The organism is Mesorhizobium sp. W050 (assembly GCF_054719535.1).
In genome coordinates, this window is the sequence record NZ_JBTTIH010000001.1 from 3,514,720 (window position 1) to 3,532,258 (window position 17,539).

At 64.2% G+C, this 17,539-nt stretch carries 16 protein-coding genes; 5 read left to right on the top strand and 11 right to left on the bottom strand.

Annotated elements, in window-relative coordinates:
• Nucleotides 1-5: 5 nt before the first annotated feature.
• Complete coding sequence (locus ACYG9Y_RS17200; RefSeq protein ID WP_023738596.1) at nucleotides 6-851, bottom strand: LysR substrate-binding domain-containing protein; 846 nt, start codon at nucleotides 849-851, stop codon at nucleotides 6-8.
• Nucleotides 852-964: 113 nt separating this feature from the next.
• On the opposite strand from ACYG9Y_RS17200, the gene ACYG9Y_RS17205 reads away from it, so the two are divergent.
• Together ACYG9Y_RS17205 and ACYG9Y_RS17210 are read left to right on the top strand one after the other, a co-directional pair.
• Nucleotides 965-1,372, top strand: coding sequence for a tautomerase family protein (locus ACYG9Y_RS17205; RefSeq protein WP_023738595.1), 408 nt, complete (start codon nucleotides 965-967; stop codon nucleotides 1,370-1,372).
• Nucleotides 1,373-1,666: 294 nt separating this feature from the next.
• Complete coding sequence (locus tag ACYG9Y_RS17210; protein WP_023738594.1) at nucleotides 1,667-3,889, top strand: AMP-binding protein; 2,223 nt, start codon at nucleotides 1,667-1,669, stop codon at nucleotides 3,887-3,889.
• Nucleotides 3,890-4,049: 160 nt separating this feature from the next.
• Here the strand turns inward: ACYG9Y_RS17210 and pssA are convergent, their stop codons facing one another.
• Together pssA and ACYG9Y_RS17220 are read right to left on the bottom strand one after the other, a co-directional pair.
• A complete protein-coding gene (gene pssA / locus ACYG9Y_RS17215; RefSeq protein WP_023672701.1) occupies nucleotides 4,050-4,865 on the bottom strand; it encodes a CDP-diacylglycerol--serine O-phosphatidyltransferase in 816 nt (271 codons plus the stop codon).
• Nucleotides 4,866-4,868: 3 nt separating this feature from the next.
• Nucleotides 4,869-5,807: a phosphatidylserine decarboxylase gene (locus ACYG9Y_RS17220; protein WP_348524253.1), complete on the bottom strand. Its 939-nt coding sequence runs from the start codon at nucleotides 5,805-5,807 to the stop codon at nucleotides 4,869-4,871.
• A 24-nt stretch (nucleotides 5,808-5,831) separates the two neighbouring features.
• On the opposite strand from ACYG9Y_RS17220, the gene ACYG9Y_RS17225 reads away from it, so the two are divergent.
• Nucleotides 5,832-6,497, top strand: coding sequence for a lysozyme inhibitor LprI family protein (locus ACYG9Y_RS17225; protein ID WP_198018624.1), 666 nt, complete (start codon nucleotides 5,832-5,834; stop codon nucleotides 6,495-6,497).
• 111 nt (nucleotides 6,498-6,608) lie between these two features.
• Nucleotides 6,609-7,481, top strand: coding sequence for an SMP-30/gluconolactonase/LRE family protein (locus ACYG9Y_RS17230; protein ID WP_031253539.1), 873 nt, complete (start codon nucleotides 6,609-6,611; stop codon nucleotides 7,479-7,481).
• Here ACYG9Y_RS17230 and ACYG9Y_RS17235 read toward each other — a convergent pair.
• From ACYG9Y_RS17235 to ACYG9Y_RS17250, 4 genes are all read right to left on the bottom strand, one after another.
• The gene (locus tag ACYG9Y_RS17235; protein WP_023685667.1) at nucleotides 7,460-7,795 is read right to left on the bottom strand and encodes an antibiotic biosynthesis monooxygenase; all 336 of its coding nucleotides are present in this window, start codon (nucleotides 7,793-7,795) and stop codon (nucleotides 7,460-7,462) included. The genes ACYG9Y_RS17230 and ACYG9Y_RS17235 overlap by 22 nt on opposite strands.
• A gap of 285 nt (nucleotides 7,796-8,080) precedes the next feature.
• Nucleotides 8,081-9,961 carry an ABCB family ABC transporter ATP-binding protein/permease gene (locus tag ACYG9Y_RS17240; RefSeq protein ID WP_023738590.1) on the bottom strand — a complete coding sequence of 627 codons (1,881 nt, stop codon included), beginning with the start codon at nucleotides 9,959-9,961 and terminating at the stop codon, nucleotides 8,081-8,083.
• 24 nt (nucleotides 9,962-9,985) lie between these two features.
• Nucleotides 9,986-10,321, bottom strand: coding sequence for an ArsR/SmtB family transcription factor (locus ACYG9Y_RS17245; RefSeq protein ID WP_352459640.1), 336 nt, complete (start codon nucleotides 10,319-10,321; stop codon nucleotides 9,986-9,988).
• Between the two features lie 231 nt (nucleotides 10,322-10,552).
• Entirely contained in the window at nucleotides 10,553-12,238 is a 1,686-nt protein-coding gene (locus ACYG9Y_RS17250; protein WP_352459641.1) for a LysM peptidoglycan-binding domain-containing protein, read from the bottom strand.
• Between the two features lie 125 nt (nucleotides 12,239-12,363).
• Here ACYG9Y_RS17250 and ACYG9Y_RS17255 point away from each other — a divergent pair, with 125 nt between their 5' ends.
• Nucleotides 12,364-12,975 (top strand): LOG family protein, encoded by a 612-nt coding sequence (locus tag ACYG9Y_RS17255; RefSeq protein ID WP_023705376.1) that lies wholly within the window; start codon nucleotides 12,364-12,366, stop codon nucleotides 12,973-12,975.
• 31 nt (nucleotides 12,976-13,006) lie between these two features.
• On the opposite strand, the gene ACYG9Y_RS17260 is transcribed toward ACYG9Y_RS17255, so the two are convergent.
• From ACYG9Y_RS17260 to pip, 4 genes are all read right to left on the bottom strand, one after another.
• Entirely contained in the window at nucleotides 13,007-13,693 is a 687-nt protein-coding gene (locus ACYG9Y_RS17260) for a glutathione S-transferase family protein (protein ID WP_023738589.1), read from the bottom strand.
• Between the two features lie 11 nt (nucleotides 13,694-13,704).
• The gene (rarD, locus tag ACYG9Y_RS17265) at nucleotides 13,705-14,634 is read right to left on the bottom strand and encodes an EamA family transporter RarD (RefSeq protein WP_023738588.1); all 930 of its coding nucleotides are present in this window, start codon (nucleotides 14,632-14,634) and stop codon (nucleotides 13,705-13,707) included.
• A gap of 138 nt (nucleotides 14,635-14,772) precedes the next feature.
• A complete protein-coding gene (cimA, locus tag ACYG9Y_RS17270; protein ID WP_023738587.1) occupies nucleotides 14,773-16,389 on the bottom strand; it encodes a citramalate synthase in 1,617 nt (538 codons plus the stop codon).
• A 187-nt stretch (nucleotides 16,390-16,576) separates the two neighbouring features.
• Entirely contained in the window at nucleotides 16,577-17,533 is a 957-nt protein-coding gene (gene pip, locus ACYG9Y_RS17275) for a prolyl aminopeptidase (protein WP_023738586.1), read from the bottom strand.
• Nucleotides 17,534-17,539 lie beyond the last annotated feature (6 nt).

A 17,539-nucleotide genomic window follows, 5' to 3' on the forward strand; every position in this document is an offset into this window, starting at 1 on the left:
CCGGGCTAGGCGAGGTTGTCGCTGAGCAGGATGGCAAGATCGCGCGCCGGCCGCTCAGCGCCCTGGCCGAGTTTTATCGCGAATTGCGCTGTCGGCACCGGCGGCAGGGCGAATTCGCGCGGTGCTTCGGCAATGCCTGAATGGGCAAAGCGGGCGGTGCGCAAGGTCAGCGCGATGCCGGCATTGACCGCCGTACGCAAGCCGGCAAGGCTGGCGCTGCCGGCGGCGATGCGGTAGCGGCGGCCGGCAGCATCGAGGGCCGCAAGTGCCGCTTCGCGAAAGCCGCAATAGGGATCGAGCAGCGCCAGCGGCAGTTCCTCTTCCCGCACGGCAAGGCCCTTTTGCGAACACAGCCACAGCATCGGTTCACTGAACAGCCCTACTTCGTCATTGGCCGGCGTCTTGCGCATGACAACGGCCAGATCGAGCTGCCCGGCCTGCAGCGCCTCGCCAAGCTCGGCCGAACGGCCGACGCGCAGTTCGACCCTGACGCGCGGATGGCTGGTCGCGAAGGCGCGCAGCAACTCCGGCAGGCCGCTATCAGCGAAATCCTGTGTCGTGCCGATGGCGACGCGACCAGCGGCACGCGCGCCCTTGAGCGCCAACCAGGCCTCGCTGTGCACGGCAAGAATGCGGCGGGCATGACCAACAAGATCCTCGCCGGCCGGCGTCAGCCCGCGCCCGCGCCCCTGCGCCACCAGCAGCGGTTCGCCGACGATCTCCTCCAGGCGCTGCATCTGCGCGGTCACCGCCGAGGGCGAGCGGCCGACAACAGACGCAGCCTGAGCCAGCGAGCCGCCATCGACAAAGGCAAGGAAGGTTTTGAGCAGATCGGGATCCAGCGTTTGCATACTTCGATAATACAGAACCTTCTGTTCGAAACAATTCGATTTTTTTGATTCAAAGATGATGGCATTGTCTCTCCAACGGCAAACAGACGCCGCTCAAACGAAGGAGAGAAAATATGCCCATCATCAACATCAGCGTCACCGGCAAGCCCGACGCCAAGCTGTCCGCCACAATCGCCAAGGAAATCACCGGCCTGACCGCAGCCCATCTGCGCAAGGACCCGACGATCACCGCCGTCGCCGTCACCTATGTCGACCCGCAGCATTGGTTCGCCGGCGGCAAATCGCTGGCGGAGCATGGCGCCAACACCTTCTGGCTCGACATCAAGGTGGTCGACGGCACCAACACCAAGCTGGAACTGGAAGCCTATCTGAAGGCGATCTTCGACACCTTTGGTAAGCTGCTCGGTGGCGTGCATGAGGAGAGCTATGCCTTCGTGCATGAAGTCCCGGCCGCGGCGTACGGTTATGGCGGCAAGTCGCAGGAGTTCCGGTTCATCAGCGGGCGGATCAAGGCGGCTTGAGCGCGCGGCAGCCTGGCCTTCTGGGAGAAGGTGGCCTCGCGAAGCGGGGTCGGATGAGGGGTGTTGGTAGGATGGCAATCTTCAAGAACTAAGCGCTTGATAGGTCTTGATTTTTCAACGTCTCACTCCGCTGGAACACCCCTCAACCGTCTCGACGCTGCGCGCCGATCCACCTTCTCCCCAAGGGGAGAAGGGGAGCTTGTCCCTTCCGCATTGACCTCGCCCCCCATTGCGCTACGCTCTCCCCGAAGCGGACGAAGAGCCGCGATATCGGAACGTTGGGAGAGACGCGGTATGATCCTGACACTGGCGCTGCTTGCAGGCCTCGTGCTGGCCTGGCTGCTGATTGGCGCGATCGAGACGTTTCGTCTCGACCTGCGCTTTACCCAGGCGCTGCTCTATGTGCCGTTCAAGCTCGCCTACCGGATCGATGACCGGCGCATCCGCATTGCCCGCAACGCGCCGACGCCGGTGATCTATGTGGTCTCGCACCAGTCACGCTTCGAGCCGGCGCTGATGCTGTCGCTGCTGCCCGACGACACGCTGCACATTCTCGACGAGGCCTCGGCGCGCTCGCCCTGGATGGAGCCTTGGCGCGAGCTTGGCCGCACCATCGCCTTCAACGCCGAGCATCTCTTCGTCAGCCGGCGGCTGGTCAGGGTGCTGAAGGGTAAAGGCCGGCTTGCCGTCTATCTGCCCGATGACGTCGAGCCCGATGTGAAGACGTTTCGCCTGTTCCGCGCCGTCACCCGCATCGCCATGCAGGCCGACGCCCGCATCGTGCCGATCTTCGTCACCGGCTCGCGCGACCTGCCGGTTTCCTTGACGCCAAAGAACCGGGCGCCGCGCCACTGGTTCCCAAAACTCTCGATCAGCGTGCTGGAGCCAATGACGATTGCCGAACTGGTGGCGCGCAACCCCGACCAGGCTTCCAACACCAATGCGTTGTTCGACCGCATCGCCGAGGCGCGGCTTTATGGCAGCAACCTCGATCGCGGCCTGTTCCTGGCCATGCGCGATGCCGCGGATCGCACCGGCGCCTCGCACCCGATCATCGAGGATGTGATCAGCGGCTCGCTCAGCTATCGAAAAATGTTCATCGGCGCGCGCGTGCTCGGCCGCCGTTTCGAGGCGGTGGCGGCGCCCGGCGAAGCGGTCGGGGTTTTGCTGCCCAACGCCAATGGCGTGGTGCTTTCCTTCGTCGGCCTGCTCTCGGCCGGCCGGGTGGCGACGATGATCAACTACACGGCAGGGCCGGCCAGCGTAACCGCCGCGGTGCGCACGGCAGTCATCCGAACGGTGGTTTCCTCGCGCGCGTTCGTCGAGAAGGCGGCGCTTGCCGACATCATCGCCGCGGTCGAGGCCGGCGGCGCCAAGATGCTGTGGCTGGAGGATGTGCGCGCAAGCGTCACCACACTGGAAAGGCTCGCAGCAGCGGTGCTCTGGCGGTTCCCGCTGCAGCGGCAGGATGCGGCCAAGCCCGCCGCAATCCTGTTCACCTCAGGCTCGGAAGGCACGCCCAAGGCCGTGGTGCTGTCGCACCGCAATCTCCACGCCAACGCCATGCAGGCCGAGGCGCGCATTACCATTTCGCCGTCCGACATCCTGCTCAACGTGCTGCCGGTTTTTCACTCTTTCGGCCTGACCGGCGGCACCATCCTGCCGCTGGTGACCGGGGTGAAACTGTTCCTCTACCCGTCACCGCTGCACTACAAGATCATCCCGGAGATCGCTCGCAAGGTGAAGCCGACCATCATGTTCGGCACCGACACGTTCCTTGCCAACTATGCCCGCACCGCGAAGGATGGCGATTTCTCCAGCCTGCGCTTCGTCGTCGCCGGCGCGGAAGCGGTGAAGCCGGAGACGCGGCGCGTTTATCGCGAGCGCTTCGATGCCTCGATCATCGAGGGGTTCGGGCTGACCGAGGCCGCCCCAGTCGTTGCCGTCAACACCGCCATCCATGGCCGCGACGGTACGGTCGGACGGCTGTTGCCGGCGATGCGCATGAAGCTCGAACCGGTCGAGGGTATCGAGGGTGCCGGCCGCCTGTGGCTTGACGGGCCGAATTTGATGATGGGCTACATGACCGCTGACCGGCCCGGCGAATTGCAGCCGCTGGACGGCTGGCACGACACCGGCGACATCGTCTCGGTAGACCGCGAAGGCTTCATCACCATTCGCGGCCGGGCAAAACGCTTCGCCAAGATCGCTGGCGAGATGGTGTCGTTGGGCGCCGTCGAGATGCTGGTGCAGTCGCTGTGGCCGGAAGAGCGCCACGCCGCGGTGGCGGTGCCGGACAAGAGGCGCGGCGAGCGCATCGTGCTGGTCACCACCGCCGACGACGCCGATCCGGAAGAACTGCGCGCCTTCGGCAAGAAGGCAGGTGCGGCCGAACTGATGGTGCCCAACGACATCGTCAAGGTCGAGGAGATCCCGGTGCTGGGTTCCGGCAAGACGGATTATGTCTCGACGCGGAACCTGGCGATCGAGAAGCTGGGGCTGGGCCTGGCGGCTTAGCGTATCTCCCTCCTTGAGGGGGAGATGGCCGGCAGGCCAGAGGGGGTCGCCTCGCGTGAAGCGCCGACGTCCTCTTCGCTCAAACGAGGTCGCGTCCGGGGCGTACCGACCCCCTCTGTCGCCTTCGGCGACATCTCCCCCTCAAGGGGGGAGATAACAACTACCCAATATCCGACGGCGGCACTTTTTCGCCCTCGCGCTTGGCGCGCTTCGAATACGCCCGCACGCTGAAAGGCAGGAAGATGAGATAGCCTGCGACAGAGGCGGTCAGCGTGTACCAGGGATAGGTCATCAACAGCAGGACGTAGAGAACGACCGCCAGGATGATCGGCAGCACCTTGTCGCCCGGCACTTTCAGGCTTTTGCCGGAATAGACCGGCAGCCGGCTGACCAGCAGGAAAGCGACCAGCACAGTGAAGCCGGTGGCGACGAATGCCGTCAGGCGGTCCGGCTCGAGACCGAGCCGCAGGAAGGACAGATAGAGCGGCAGCATAACCAGCACGGCGCCGGCCGGCGCCGGCACGCCGACGAAGTATTCGCTCTGCCAGATCGGCCGGTCATGGTCTTCGTCGAGCACGTTGAAGCGCGCCAGCCGCAGGCCACAGGCGATGGTGAACAGAAGGGCTGCGATCCAGCCGAAGGAGCCGGCGCGGTCGAGCAGGAAGGCGTAGAGCACCAGTGCCGGCGCGACGCCGAAATTGACGATGTCGGCCAGCGAATCCATCTGCGCGCCGAATTTGGATGTCGCCTTCAACATGCGCGCCAGGCGCCCGTCTATGCCGTCCAGGAAGGCGGCGAGCAGCACCATCACCACGGCCGGCTCGAAACGGCCCTCGAAGCCGAAGCGGATGCCAGACAGGCCGGCGCAGATGGCAAGCACGGTGACCAGATTGGGCAGCACCATGCGCATCGGAATTTCGCGGATGCGCGGGCCGCCGCTGCCATGGGCCTCGAACTTTTTGAACGGCGCGCCCACCGCTTACGAAATCCTGACGAGCGGGGTTGCGGAGACGCCGCCGAATTCGGCGAGCACGGTTTCGCCGCCGACCGCCGTCTGGCCGACGGCGACGCGCGGCACCGCGGTCGACGGCAGGAAGACATCGACGCGCGAGCCGAAGCGGATCAGGCCAAAGCGTTCGCCGACTGCAATGGAGCCGCCGGTCTCGGCCCAGCAGACGATGCGGCGCGCCACCAGGCCGGCAATCTGCACGGCGACAACGATGCCGTTGGGACTGTCTATGACCAGCCCGTTGCGCTCGTTCTCCGAGCTTGCCTTGTCGAGTTCGGCATTGAGGAACTTGCCCGGCCGGTGCTCGATTTTGGTGATGCGGCCGCGCACCGGAGCGCGGTTCACATGGCAGGAAAAGACGTTCATGAACACCGAGATGCGGGTCATCTCGGTGTTGCCGAGGCCAAGCTCGCGCGGCGGCACGGCCGGGCCGACCGCCGAGATGACGCCGTCGGCGGGACTGACCACCAGCCTGTCATCGACGGGGGTGACACGCTCGGGGTCACGGAAGAAATAGACGCACCAGGCGGTCAGGATCAGGCCGATCCAGAACAGCACCGAGGAGAAATAGCCGAGGAACAGCGTGCCCGCACCAAAGGCGGCAATGAACGGATAGCCCTCGCGATGGATCGGAACGAAGGCATTCTTGATCGAATGGACAAGGCTCATCGGCTGGGGCTCATGGGATGGGGGCGGTCCCTGTTTCAGGTCCGGCCTCAATACCGGAAAGGCTCCGCTGCCGCAACGCAACATTGGGCAAGGCCGCATCGTCCGCAGCCGGCAGAAACGGTGACGTGCCTGCCTGTCGGCTGCTTTGCCGCCAGAATTCGGGCCAACGCCGGCTGAACGCGCGGCGAAAAGGCCGACTGGCATGGCGCCGAATTCAGGCAAAACGTATCTTGTTGCCATACGATCGTCAGCCGTGGGTGCCGTTTGACCGTACTTGTGGCAGCGAGCGACCACGCAGTTGCGCAAGGCAAGCCATCCTTCGACTGCGCCAAGGCCGCCAGCGTGGCGGAAAAGGCCATTTGCGCCGATCCGGTCCTGGCGCAAGCCGATGCCGACGTCGCGAAGAATTATACCGCGCTGCTGAAGAGGCTCGATGCTCATGCCGGCAAGGCGCTGCGGGACGACCAAAGCGATTTCATCGCCTATCGCGACCAGATCGCCGGCTTCAACGAAAGTTCGCCCAAGAACCAACAGACTTTCGATCTCGGCGAATTCCTGCGCGACCGCGCAACCTTCCTGTCCGGCATACGCAAGCCCCCCGATGCAGGTTTGATCGGCACATGGAGCAGCGTGCGCGGCAGCGTCGACATCAAGGCTGTTGGCGGAGGCAAGGTCGAAATCTCGGAAGATGTCGTTTCCAATCCAGTCTCGGGAAGTGGGTCATGCGAGATCGACGGCACGGTCGAGGAGCGCAACACTCTGCGGCTGGTCGACCGTGCCGTCGACAACGACAACCCAACCGGTTTTGTCTTTACCTTCCGACGCGACGGCGATGCGCTTGTCGTCGAGCAGAGCGACGCCGGCAAGGATGGCAGATCGGAGCCACCGTCATGCGGCGCCACGGCCATGCCGATGGAACGTTCCTCCTGAGCGAAAAACAGTAAACCTGCTGTCGGCAAAACCACCCCTCACCCGTCCTTGGTGAGACGGCGATCATGGTTCCTTGCCATGATTGCGCACCCAACAAGGAGTTACCTCAAAATGCTGAACCAGACGCGTCTCGTTGCCGCCGGCCTCGCGTTCGGGGAGTCGCCGCGCTGGCATGACGGACGGCTGTGGCTCTGCAATTGGGGCACCGGCGAGATCGTCGCCGTCGATGCAGACGGCGACAGCGAGATCCTGCTCAAGATACCAGCCACCCTGCCCTATTCCATCGACTGGCTGCCGGACGGGCGGCTGCTGGTCATCTCGGGGCGTGAAGGGCTGCTGCTGCGGCAGGAGGCGGACGGGACGCTCGCCACCCATGCCGATTTGAGAGAACTGTCAAAGAGCCCGTGGAACGAGATCGTCGTCGACGGGCGCGGCAACACCTATGTCAATGGCGGCGGGTCGGCGCCTGCACCGGGCGAGCATTTCGGGCCCGGCACCATCGTGCTGATCACGCCGGACGGCTCGGTTCGACAAGTGGCCGAGAACATCGCTTTCGCCAACGGCATGGCGGTGACGCCGGACAACAGGACACTGATCGTGGCGGAGTCGCATGCCAACCGGCTGACCGCCTTCGATATCGCGGAGGATGGCGGGCTTTCCAACCGCCGGGTCTGGGCCGATCTCGATGGCTTTCCCGACGGCATCTGCCTCGATGCCGAAGGGGCTGCCTGGTACGCGGATGTTCCCAACAAGCGCTGCGTGCGGGTGCGCGAAGGTGGCGAGGTGTTGCAGACAGTCGATGCCGATCGCGGCTGCTTTGCCTGCATGCTGGGCGGGCCGGATGGCACGACACTGTTCATCGTCGCCGCCGAATGGCGTGGTTTCGAGAACATGATCAGCGATGCCCGCACCGGCCAGGTGCTGAGCGTCGAGGCGCCAGCACCTGGCACGGGCTGGCCCTCCTACATCTCAGGCAGACGCTGATAGTTGGCGATATCGGCCTTCACACCCAACCGGGCAATGGTCTCCTGCGGGTTGAAGCCCGCCCGCTCGTGGGCCGCCTTGACGATCGGCACGACATTGTCGACGGCCGCCTGGTTTTCCCATTCGACAATGGTGACCAGGTTGAACTCACCCGGACCCGAAAATTGCTCGAGCACGAAATCCTGGACGAAGCCTTGCTGCAGACGCAGCAATTCATGAGTCGCCCTGACCTTGCGAAGGATTTCTTCACGGGCCTCGGCAGGAACGACGAATTTGTCGACCCTGAACACGGCTGCCTCGGCAAGTTTATCCATTTGAATCTGTCTCCGTTCTTGAACGACTTGGGTTCGGTGGCTCAGGAAAGGGTTTGCGATCTCAACTTAGGTTGAGGTCAAGGGGAAATTTTCGGTGGTGATGATGGCGACGACGCTGCGTATCTCCCCCCTTGAGGGGGAGATGGCCGGCAGGCCAGAGGGGGTCGGTTCGACTGGATGCGCCCCCCTTGCGACCGATGAAGGTTAGCGCTCCACGCGCGGTGAGCCCCTCTGTCGCCTTCGGCGACATCTCCCCCTCAAGGGGGGAGATCGGCGCTCCGCCGCCTAGCTCACCTCCGAAGTCCTTCTGCGCACAACCACACCCAACTCATCGCTCTCCCTGGCAATCCGAAGCCTCTCTTCGGCTTCCGTCGCCTCGCGCTGGCGATCCCACATCGAGGCGTAGAGGCCATGTTGGCGCATCAGCTCGGCATGGGTGCCGCGCTCGGCGATCTCGCCGTCCTTGAGTACGATGATCTCGTCGGCGGTGATCACCGTCGACAGGCGGTGGGCAATGACGATGGTGGTGCGGCCCTTGCTGACTAGGTCGAGGGCGGCTTGGATCTCCTGTTCGGTGTGGCTGTCCAGCGCCGAGGTCGCCTCGTCGAGCATCAGGATCGGCGGCGCCTTCAAAATCGTGCGGGCAATCGCCACGCGCTGCTTTTCGCCGCCCGACAGCTTTAGCCCGCGCTCACCGACCATCGAGCGATAACCTTCCGGCAGCCGTTCGATAAACGGGCCGATCTGGGCAAGCTCGGCGGCTTTCTGCATATCCTCTTCGCTGGCACCGATGCGACCGTAACGGATGTTGTAGGCGATGGTGTCGTTGAACAGCACGGTGTCCTGCGGCACCATGCCGATGGCGCCGCGCAGGCTCGCCTGCGTCACATCACGGACATCTTGGCCGTCGATCAGCACCTGACCGCCCTGGACGTCGTAGAAGCGGAACAAGAGCCGCGAAATCGTCGACTTGCCGGCGCCGGACGGGCCCACGATGGCCACCGTCTTGCCGGCCGGAACCTCAAAGGAGACGCCCTTCAGAATCTTGCGGCTGGGGTCGTAGGCGAAGTGCACGTCGCGGAACTCGACCTTGCCGGCTGTAACAGCGAGCGGCTTGGCATCCGGCTTGTCGGTGATTTCCTGCGGCACATCGAGCAGGTCGAACATCTGCTCGATGTCGGTCAGCCCCTGGCGGATTTCGCGGTAGATGAAGCCGATGAAATTGAGCGGCACCGAAAGCTGCATCAGCATGGCGTTGATGAAGACGAAGTCGCCGACCGTCTGCGTGCCGGCCTGCACCTCCAGCGCCGACATGCACATGACGATGACGGTGCCGAGACCGAAGATGATGCCCTGGCCGAAATTCAGCCAACCGAGCGAGGTCCATATCCTGGTCGCCGCCATTTCATAGCGCGCCATCGAACGGTCGAAGCGCTCAGCCTCCATACCCTCGTTGTTGAAGTATTTGACGGTCTCGTAGTTGAGCAGCGAGTCGATCGCCTTGGTGTTGGCGTCGGTGTCGCTGTCGTTCATGTCGCGGCGGATCGAGATGCGCCAGTCGCTGGCGCGCACCGTGAACCAGACGTAGAGCCACACCGTGGCCGCCACCACGACCACATATTTCCAGCCATAGGTGTAGGCGAAGATGCCGGTGGTCAGCGCGAATTCGAGGATGGTCGGCGCCGTGTTCAGCATGATGAAGCGCACGATCGTCTCGATGCCCTTGGTGCCGCGCTCGATGATGCGCGACAGGCCGCCGGTGCGGCGCTCGAGGTGAAAGCGCAGCGACAGCTGGTGCATGTGAACGAAGGTGCGGAACGCAAGCTGGCGCACCGCATACTGGCCAACGCGGGCAAACAGCGCATCGCGCAGCTGGTTGAAGCCGAGTTGCACCAGCCGCACGACATTGTAGGCGACGACCAGCATCACCGGCGCCAGCAGGAAGGACGGCAGCGGCGGCGGCGATTTGGCGTCACCGGCCAGAGAATCGGTCGCCCATTTGAAGAAGTACGGCCCGGCAACCAGTGTCAGCTTGGCAACGACCAGAAGCAGCGTTGCCCAGGTGACGCGTGCCCTGAGATCGGCGCGGTCGGCCGGCCACATATAGGGCCACAGATTGCGCAAGGTGCTGAAGGTCGAGCTATCGGAAACGGTTTTTTCTGCCACTTGTCTTGCCTTTTGGGTGAGAAATCAGCGGCCGGAGCAGCAGGAATTGACGAGTGCGGTCAGCGATGCGGAAACGTCGGCGAGCGCGGCGCGGTCGACTTCGTAGCGCGAGCGCTGACGGTCGGATTGGAAGCGGACCAGCCCGGCTTCGACCAGGATCTTCAGATGCTGGGACACGGTGGACTGCGCCAGATCGAGATGATCGACCACCTCGCGGCAGCAGCAGGAATTGCTGGCCGAGAGATGTCTAAGGATCTCGATGCGCGCCGGATGCGAGAGTGCCGCGAAGCGGGCGGCAACGGCGCGGCTTTGGGGCGGTGCGCAGTTTGCGTGGTCTGGTTCAGCGAGCGAGTCTGCCATCGTTCATCGGCGATAGACGATGAACGGGTGCGTGGCAAGCTAACCCGATGGGTAGAGCGACCTAATCTCCCCCCTCGAGAGGGAGATGTCGCCGAAGGCGACAGAGGGGGTCGGTACGTCCTGACGCAACGTCGTTTGCAGCAAAGAGAAGGTCGGCGTTCTATGCGCGGCGACCCCCTCTGGCCTGCCGGCAATCTCCTCCACTCGGGGGGAGATTAGCCAATCGCCAAACTACTGCGTCTTCGTCTGCGCCGTCGTCGCTTGCTCGCCCATCGCCTTGAGGTCGGCGGCTTCGCCTTCCTTGGACTTTTCCGGAACCTTGAACACCTGCCCCGGCCAGATGCGGTCGGGATCGCTGATCTGGTCCTGGTTGGCGAGATAAATGGTCGAGAAGCGCACGCCGTGACCGTAGACGCGCCGCGAGATCCGCCACAGCGTGTCGTGCCTGCGGATGATGACCGCGCCGTCGGCATGTTCGAGCTTTGGCGCCACCGTCTCGGGCACGTCGGGCGTTGCCGCCGCGACGACGGCTGGAGCCTCAGCGGCGGGCGCTGCCGGTGACGCAGGTGCCTCGGCAACCGCCGGGGCAGCCGGAGCCGGGGCTTCAGCCGCCGGTGCGGCTGGTGCGGATGCGGCAGCAGCCGGTGCGGGCTTTGCAGGGGCAGCCGCGACATTGGCTGGCGCAGGCTCCGGAGCGGCTGGTGCTTCGGCAGCAGCCGGTGCGGCCGGCTCAGCAAGCTTTGCTTCGGCGGGCTTGGTCTCGGCGGGCTTGGCCTCCGCGGGCGCCACGGCGGCGATCGCCTCGCCGGGTTCGCGCTCGAACGGCACGGCGGCACGCGCTACCACCTTCACGCCGTCCGCATCGAGACCGTCGACATGGATGGTGTAGTTGCCGACCGGGATATCGCGCGTCGCCTCGACCAGGAAATGACCGTCGGGCGAGGTCACCGCATCACCAAGCAGGATATCGTTGGCATAGGCGCGCACCTTGCGGCCGGCGTCAGCCAGACCGGCAACGAAAATTTTGTCGCCGTCGATCTCGACCGCTTCGACGACGATCTTGGGTTCAGCCACGGCGGCAGCCGGCGGCGTCGCCGGTGCCGGCACCGGTGTTGCCGGAGCGGCGGCGGCTTCCACAGCCGGAGCTGCAGGCGCGGTTTCAGCGGGAGCGGCGGGTGCGGTCGCGGCAGGTGCATCGGCGGCCGGGGCAGCAGCCTGATCGCCGGCGGCCGGTGCCGCGGGCTTGGTCTCAGGCGCCGGGACGCTAAGCAGCTCGGCCGGCTTGCCGGGTTCCTCGACCATCGCCAGCACCTGGCCGGCGGCGTCCTTGGGAACCGAAACGACGGCGGTCTGCACGGAAGGGGTAACCACATCGTCGGCCGTCGCGCGCAACGCAATCGTATAGTCGCCGGGCTTCAGCGGATCGTCGAGAACGATGACGAAGGCGCCGTCCGGACCGGCGACAGTCGAGCCAAGCACCGAGGAGCCGTTGAGGATCTCGATCTTCGAATTGGGCGCAGCATTGCCGGCAACGACGATCGAGCCGTTGCTTTCGACGCGCACGACGTCGAAGCTCGGCGCAACCGGGCCGGCCGCGGCCGGCGCTGGGGTTGTTGGGGCAGCAGCGGGCGCGGCAGGTGCCGCCGGAGCCGCAGCTTCGGTCGCGGGAGCCGTTGCGTCGGCAGGCGCGGGTGCTGCGGGAGCCTTGGCATCGGTGGGCGCGGCGGGCGCCGGCGGCAGCCTTCCCTCGGTCCCCGGATCGGCCGGCTTTTCAGCCGGCGGCGTCAGCGATGCAATCGCCGCAGGCGGCGTGGGATTCAGATACGGGTCGAGTGCGCCCGATACATAGGCGGTTCCGACGACCGCGACGGTCCCACCGGCCGCGAACAGAAACGCCTTCAATGGATTAACAGCCATATTTCCCCTACCCCTTAGCCACCTGAAGCCGGTCTAGCGTGTTTTGCCGGCACCGACAAGAAAAAGCCCGGGCTTGTCAGCCCTTGGGGCTTGACCCCGCATTCAGACCCAATCACCAATCACGAATGAACACGATTCGATCCGTCTGCGTCTATTGCGGCTCGTCTCCGGGCCGCGATGAAATCTATGCCAAGGCCGGGCACCTGCTTGGCCGCTCGCTCGCCAAAGCCGGCCTGCGGCTGGTCTATGGCGGCGGCACCAAAGGCATTATGGGCGCAGTCGCCGAAGGCGCGCTCAAGGCCGGCGGCAAGGTAACGGGCATCATTCCGCGCTTCCTCATCAACAAGGAGGCGACCGAAACCGCGCTTGACCGGCTCGACGAGTTGCTGATCACCGACAACATGCACGAGCGCAAGCACAAGATGTTCGAGAAATCCGACGCCTTTGTGGCGCTGCCCGGCGGCATCGGCACGGTCGAGGAAATCGTCGAGATCATGACCTGGGGCCAGCTCGGCCATCACCGCAAGCCGATCGTCTTCGCCAACGTTCAAGGGTTCTGGGATCCGATGCTGGCGCTGCTCGACCATATGGCCAGCGAAGGCTTCATCCACACCGCACAGCGGGTCAGGCCGCTGGTGGTCGAAGACCCCGAGGCAATCGTCGCCGCCATCATGGTGGCGGGGTCGTCGGTCGATGCCCCGACGGAAGGCGTGCAGTCGGTGATTGATAAGATGTGATAGTGAATAGTGAGAGAGGCCCCGCTGCCCATCACGCCGTAGCGCGAAGATCCTCGACGATAGTGCCGGAGGCAGCGACCTCCGCTTCATGGTCCGGCTCCCGCCAGGTCTCGGCGAGACCCGCCGCATACCAGTCCTGCATCGCCGGCAGGCCGAGCAATTGCGCGGGATAGGCGGCAGCAGCACCTTCGAAAGACAATCCATAGGACTGGACGCGGAACGCCACCGGGGCGAAGAAGGCATCGACTGCGGTGAAATGGCCGCCGGCAAGGAACGGCCCGCCGAACCGGGCAAGGCCATCGTTCCAGAGATCGCCCAAACGGAACAGATCCTGCTTAAGCGCGTCCGACATCGGCAACGGTTTTACCCGCAAGCCGCAATTCATCGGGCATGCGCCGCGCAAGGCCGTGAAACCAGAATGCATTTCGGCGGCGGCCGAGCGCGCCCAGGCTCGCGCCTTGGCCTCGGCAGGCCACACGCCATGGTGGCGCTCGGCGAGATACTCGGCAATAGCCAGCGAATCCCAGACAGCCCAGCCGTCATCCACCAGGCAAGGCACGCGCCCGCTGGGCGAGAACGCCCGGTAGAGATCGAAACTGGGCCCGGTCGGAAACGGCGTCAATTGCTCCTCGAACGGAATGTCGAGGGTGCACATCAGCACCCATGGCCGCAGCGACCATGACGAATAGTTCTTGTTGGCGATATGCAGCACGTACATCGAAAGGCTCCCTACTTCGGGGCCAACGCCACCGGGCGGATTTCACGGCCACGAAACATCGACCAGGAATACATCGCCAATGCCGCCCAGATCAGCGCAAAGGCAATTGCTTGCGTGGTGCCGAACGGCTCGTCGAAAATCAGCACGGCGATCAGGAACACCATGGTCGGTGCGATGTACTGCATGATGCCGATGGTGGAGAGGCGCAGAAGCTTGGCGCCGAAGGCGAACAGAAGCAGCGGCACCGAGGTGACTGGCCCGCAGCCGATGAGCAAAGCCATATCGGTGCCGTTGCTGGAGATGAAATGGTCCTGGCCGTTGACGACTAGGAAGACGACGTAGGCAAGCGCCGGCACCGACAGCAAAAGCACTTCGAGCAGAAAGCCCTGGCTCGGGCCGATCGGCAGCGTCTTGCGGAAGAACCCATATGCAGCGAAGGAAAACGCCAGCGCCAACGATACCCAAGGCAATTTGCCGGCATCGACGGTCAGAACGGCAACTGCGACCGCCGCCAGCAACACGGCCGCGATCTGCAGCCGGTCGAGCTTCTCGCCGAGCAACAACGCGCCGACGACGATGCTAACTAATGGGTTGATGTAGTATCCGAGCGCGGTCTCGACGGTGCGGTCAACCGAGATCGCCCAGACATAGATGGCCCAATTGACGGAGATCAGGGTCGCCGTCAACGCCGCCATGGCGATGCTGCGTGGTGAGCGGATTGCCCCCTTGAAATCGGCGGTCCGACCGGCCCAGACCAGCACTGCAGCAGCAATCGGCACCGACCAAACGATGCGGTGGGCGATCACCTCGATCAGCGGCAGATGCGCAACCGCCTTCATGTAGAAGGGCAACAGCCCCCATAGCAGATAAGCGCCGAGCGCGAGGAGAAAGCCGTTGCGGGCTTTGGAGTCGGCGTCGGGCTGGATCGTGTCGCTGGCCATGGCAAACGCTATGGCCCAGTGGGCCATCCAAAACCATCGCAAAATTATGATGGATCAATGGACTTCCGCTGATGGTTCAAGGGGCGGCGCCAGTTCCTCGCCCCACTTCGGGGGGCGAGAAACCCACGTCTTGCAACCCTACTCCGCCGCCACCAATCCCGCCATGTCGCGGTTCTTCATCAGCTTGTAGACAATCGAATCCATCAGCGCCTGGAAGGAGGCGTCGATGATGTTTTCCGAGACGCCGACCGTCCACCAGCGTGCGCCGGTGCCGTCATGCGATTCGATCAGGACGCGAGTGATCGCCTCGGTGCCGCCATTGAGGATACGCACCTTGAAATCGGCGAGCTCCATGTCGGCGATCTCGCTCTGGAACTTGCCGAGGTCCTTGCGCAACGCGATGTCGAGCGCGTTGACCGGGCCGTGGCCTTCGGCCACCGACATTTTCTCCTCGCCCTCGACCATCACCTTGACGATGGCTTCGGAGACCGTCTTCAACTGGCCGTTGGCATCGAAGCGGCGCTCGACCATGCAGCGGAACGAAGTGACGTTGAAGAACTCCGGCAGGCCGTGCAGCATTTTGCGCGCCAACAGCTCGAAGGAGGCATCGGCCCCCTCATAGGCGTAGCCCTCGGCCTCGCGCTCCTTGACCACCGAGATCAGCTCATCGAGACGATGGTCGTCTCTGGGCACATCGATGCCGCGCCGCTTCAGCTCGGCGAGGAAATTGGCCTTGCCACCCTGGTCCGAAACCATAACGCGGCGGCGGTTGCCTACCGCCTCGGGCGGCACATGTTCATAGGTCGCCGGCTCCTTGGCCAGTGCGGAGGCATGGATGCCGGCCTTGGTGGCGAAGGCTGAGGCGCCGACATAGGGCGCCTGCGCTTCCGGAGCGCGGTTCAGCAATTCGTCGAAGGCGCGGGAAAGCCGGGATATCCCGGTCAGCGCCTCGGCCGAGATGCCGGTTTCAAACCGATCGGCGAAGGCCGGCTTCAGCGCCAGCGTCGGTACGATCGAGACCAGATTGGCGTTGCCGCAGCGCTCGCCGATGCCGTTCAGCGTGCCTTGGATCTGGCGCACGCCGGCCTCGACGGCGGCGAGCGAATTGGCCACCGCTTGGCCGGTGTCGTCATGGGCATGGATGCCGAGATGGCCGCCCGGAATACCTGAAACAATGACCTTGTCGACGATGGCGCGCACTTCCGAGGGCTGCGTGCCACCATTGGTGTCGCACAACACCACCCAGCGCGCGCCGGCATCATAGGCGGTCCTGGCGCAGGCCAGTGCGTAGTCCGGATTGGCCTTGAAGCCGTCGAAGAAATGCTCGCAATCGACCATCGCTTCCTTGCCGGCGGCAACAGCTGCTTCGACCGACGCGTTGATCGAGTCGAGGTTTTCCTCATTGGTGCAGCCGAGCGCGACGCGGACATGATAGTCCCAGCTCTTGGCGACGAAGCAGATGGCGTCGGACTTGGACTGCACGAGCGCTGCCAGGCCCGGGTCGTTGGATGCCGACACGCCTGCCCGCTTGGTCATGCCGAAGGCGACGAACTTTGCCTTCGCCGTGCGCTTCTGCTGGAAGAAGGCGGTGTCGGTCGGATTGGCGCCGGGATAGCCGCCTTCGACATAGTCCATGCCGAACTCATCGAGCAGCTTGGCAATCGCGATCTTGTCCTCGACGGAAAAGTCGATGCCCGGCGTCTGCTGGCCATCGCGGAGGGTTGTGTCGAAGAGATAGAGGCGTTGTTTGGTCATTGTTCTGTTGGCGCGCGAGCACCCCCCTCTGGCCTGCCGGCCATCTCCCCCTCAAGGGGGAAGATCGGCAGCTTTAGCGTCGGATCGTTTCCTGCAGCGACGGAGATTTGCGAAAGCGCCGATGACAGCCAATCTCCCCCCTTGAGGGGGAGATGTCCGGCAGGACAGAGGGGGGTGCCACGCGCTGTCATTTCCCCGCAAACCCATCCGTCGCGCGTATCAGCCGATCCAGAATCCCCGGCTCCGAATAGGAATGGCCGGCGCCTTCGATGAGGTGGAAATCCGCCTTCGGCCAGGCCTTGTGCAGGGCCCAGGCATAGCGCGCCGGGCACGGCATGTCGTAGCGGCCGTGGACGATTGTGCCGGGAATATCCGCGAGCTTATGGGCATCGCGCAGAAGCTGCCCCTCCTCCAGCCAGCCGGCGTGGACGAAATAGTGGTTCTCGATGCGGGCAAAGGCGATGGCGAAGTCGTCCTCGCCGAACTTGTCGCTGGTCTCCGGCTCCGGTAGCAGCGTGATCGTCTCACCTTCCCACAGGCTCCAGGCAAGGGCGGCTTCCAGCTCCGCCTTGCCATCGGCGCCGACCAACCGCCTGCGGTAAGCGGCCATCATGTCGCCGCGCTCGGCTTCAGGAATTGGCGCCAGGAAACGCTCCCATTTGTCGGGGAACATCTCGGAGACGCCGAACTGATAGTACCATTCGAGTTCGGCGCGGGTCAGCGTGTAGATGCCGCGCACGACAAGCTCGCTGACGCGATTAGGATGCGTCTCGGCATAGCCCAGCGCCAGCGTCGAGCCCCACGAGCCGCCGAACACCAGCCATTTTTCGAAGCCGCACATCTCACGCAGCCGCTCGATGTCGGCAACCAGGTGCCAGGTGGTGTTGGCCTCGAGCGAGGCGTTGGGTGTCGATTTCCCGCAGCCGCGCTGGTCGAACAGGATGACGTCGTAAAGCTTCGGGTCGAACAATTGCCGATGTTTTGGCGAGAAGCCGCCGCCGGGACCGCCATGCAGGAAAACGGCCGGCTTGGCGCCCCTGGTTCCGGAGCGCTCCCAGTAGATATGATGGCCGTCGCCGACATCGAGCATGCCGGACTCGAACGCCTCGATCTCTGGATAAAGAGTACGAAGTTCACTGTTCATTTCATT

Coding starts and splice junctions, on each gene's coding strand:
- ACYG9Y_RS17200 (WP_023738596.1), bottom strand. CDS start 851: ATGCAAACGCTGGATCCCGATCTGCTCAAAACCTTCCTTGCCTTTGTC.
- ACYG9Y_RS17205 (WP_023738595.1), top strand. CDS start 965: ATGCCCATCATCAACATCAGCGTCACCGGCAAGCCCGACGCCAAGCTG.
- ACYG9Y_RS17210 (WP_023738594.1), top strand. CDS start 1,667: ATGATCCTGACACTGGCGCTGCTTGCAGGCCTCGTGCTGGCCTGGCTG.
- ACYG9Y_RS17220 (WP_348524253.1), bottom strand. CDS start 5,807: ATGGCAACAAGATACGTTTTGCCTGAATTCGGCGCCATGCCAGTCGGC.
- ACYG9Y_RS17230 (WP_031253539.1), top strand. CDS start 6,609: ATGCTGAACCAGACGCGTCTCGTTGCCGCCGGCCTCGCGTTCGGGGAG.
- ACYG9Y_RS17235 (WP_023685667.1), bottom strand. CDS start 7,795: ATGGATAAACTTGCCGAGGCAGCCGTGTTCAGGGTCGACAAATTCGTC.
- ACYG9Y_RS17245 (WP_352459640.1), bottom strand. CDS start 10,321: ATGGCAGACTCGCTCGCTGAACCAGACCACGCAAACTGCGCACCGCCC.
- ACYG9Y_RS17250 (WP_352459641.1), bottom strand. CDS start 12,238: ATGGCTGTTAATCCATTGAAGGCGTTTCTGTTCGCGGCCGGTGGGACC.
- ACYG9Y_RS17255 (WP_023705376.1), top strand. CDS start 12,364: ATGAACACGATTCGATCCGTCTGCGTCTATTGCGGCTCGTCTCCGGGC.
- ACYG9Y_RS17260 (WP_023738589.1), bottom strand. CDS start 13,693: ATGTACGTGCTGCATATCGCCAACAAGAACTATTCGTCATGGTCGCTG.
- rarD (WP_023738588.1), bottom strand. CDS start 14,634: ATGGCCAGCGACACGATCCAGCCCGACGCCGACTCCAAAGCCCGCAAC.
- cimA (WP_023738587.1), bottom strand. CDS start 16,389: ATGACCAAACAACGCCTCTATCTCTTCGACACAACCCTCCGCGATGGC.
- pip (WP_023738586.1), bottom strand. CDS start 17,533: ATGAACAGTGAACTTCGTACTCTTTATCCAGAGATCGAGGCGTTCGAG.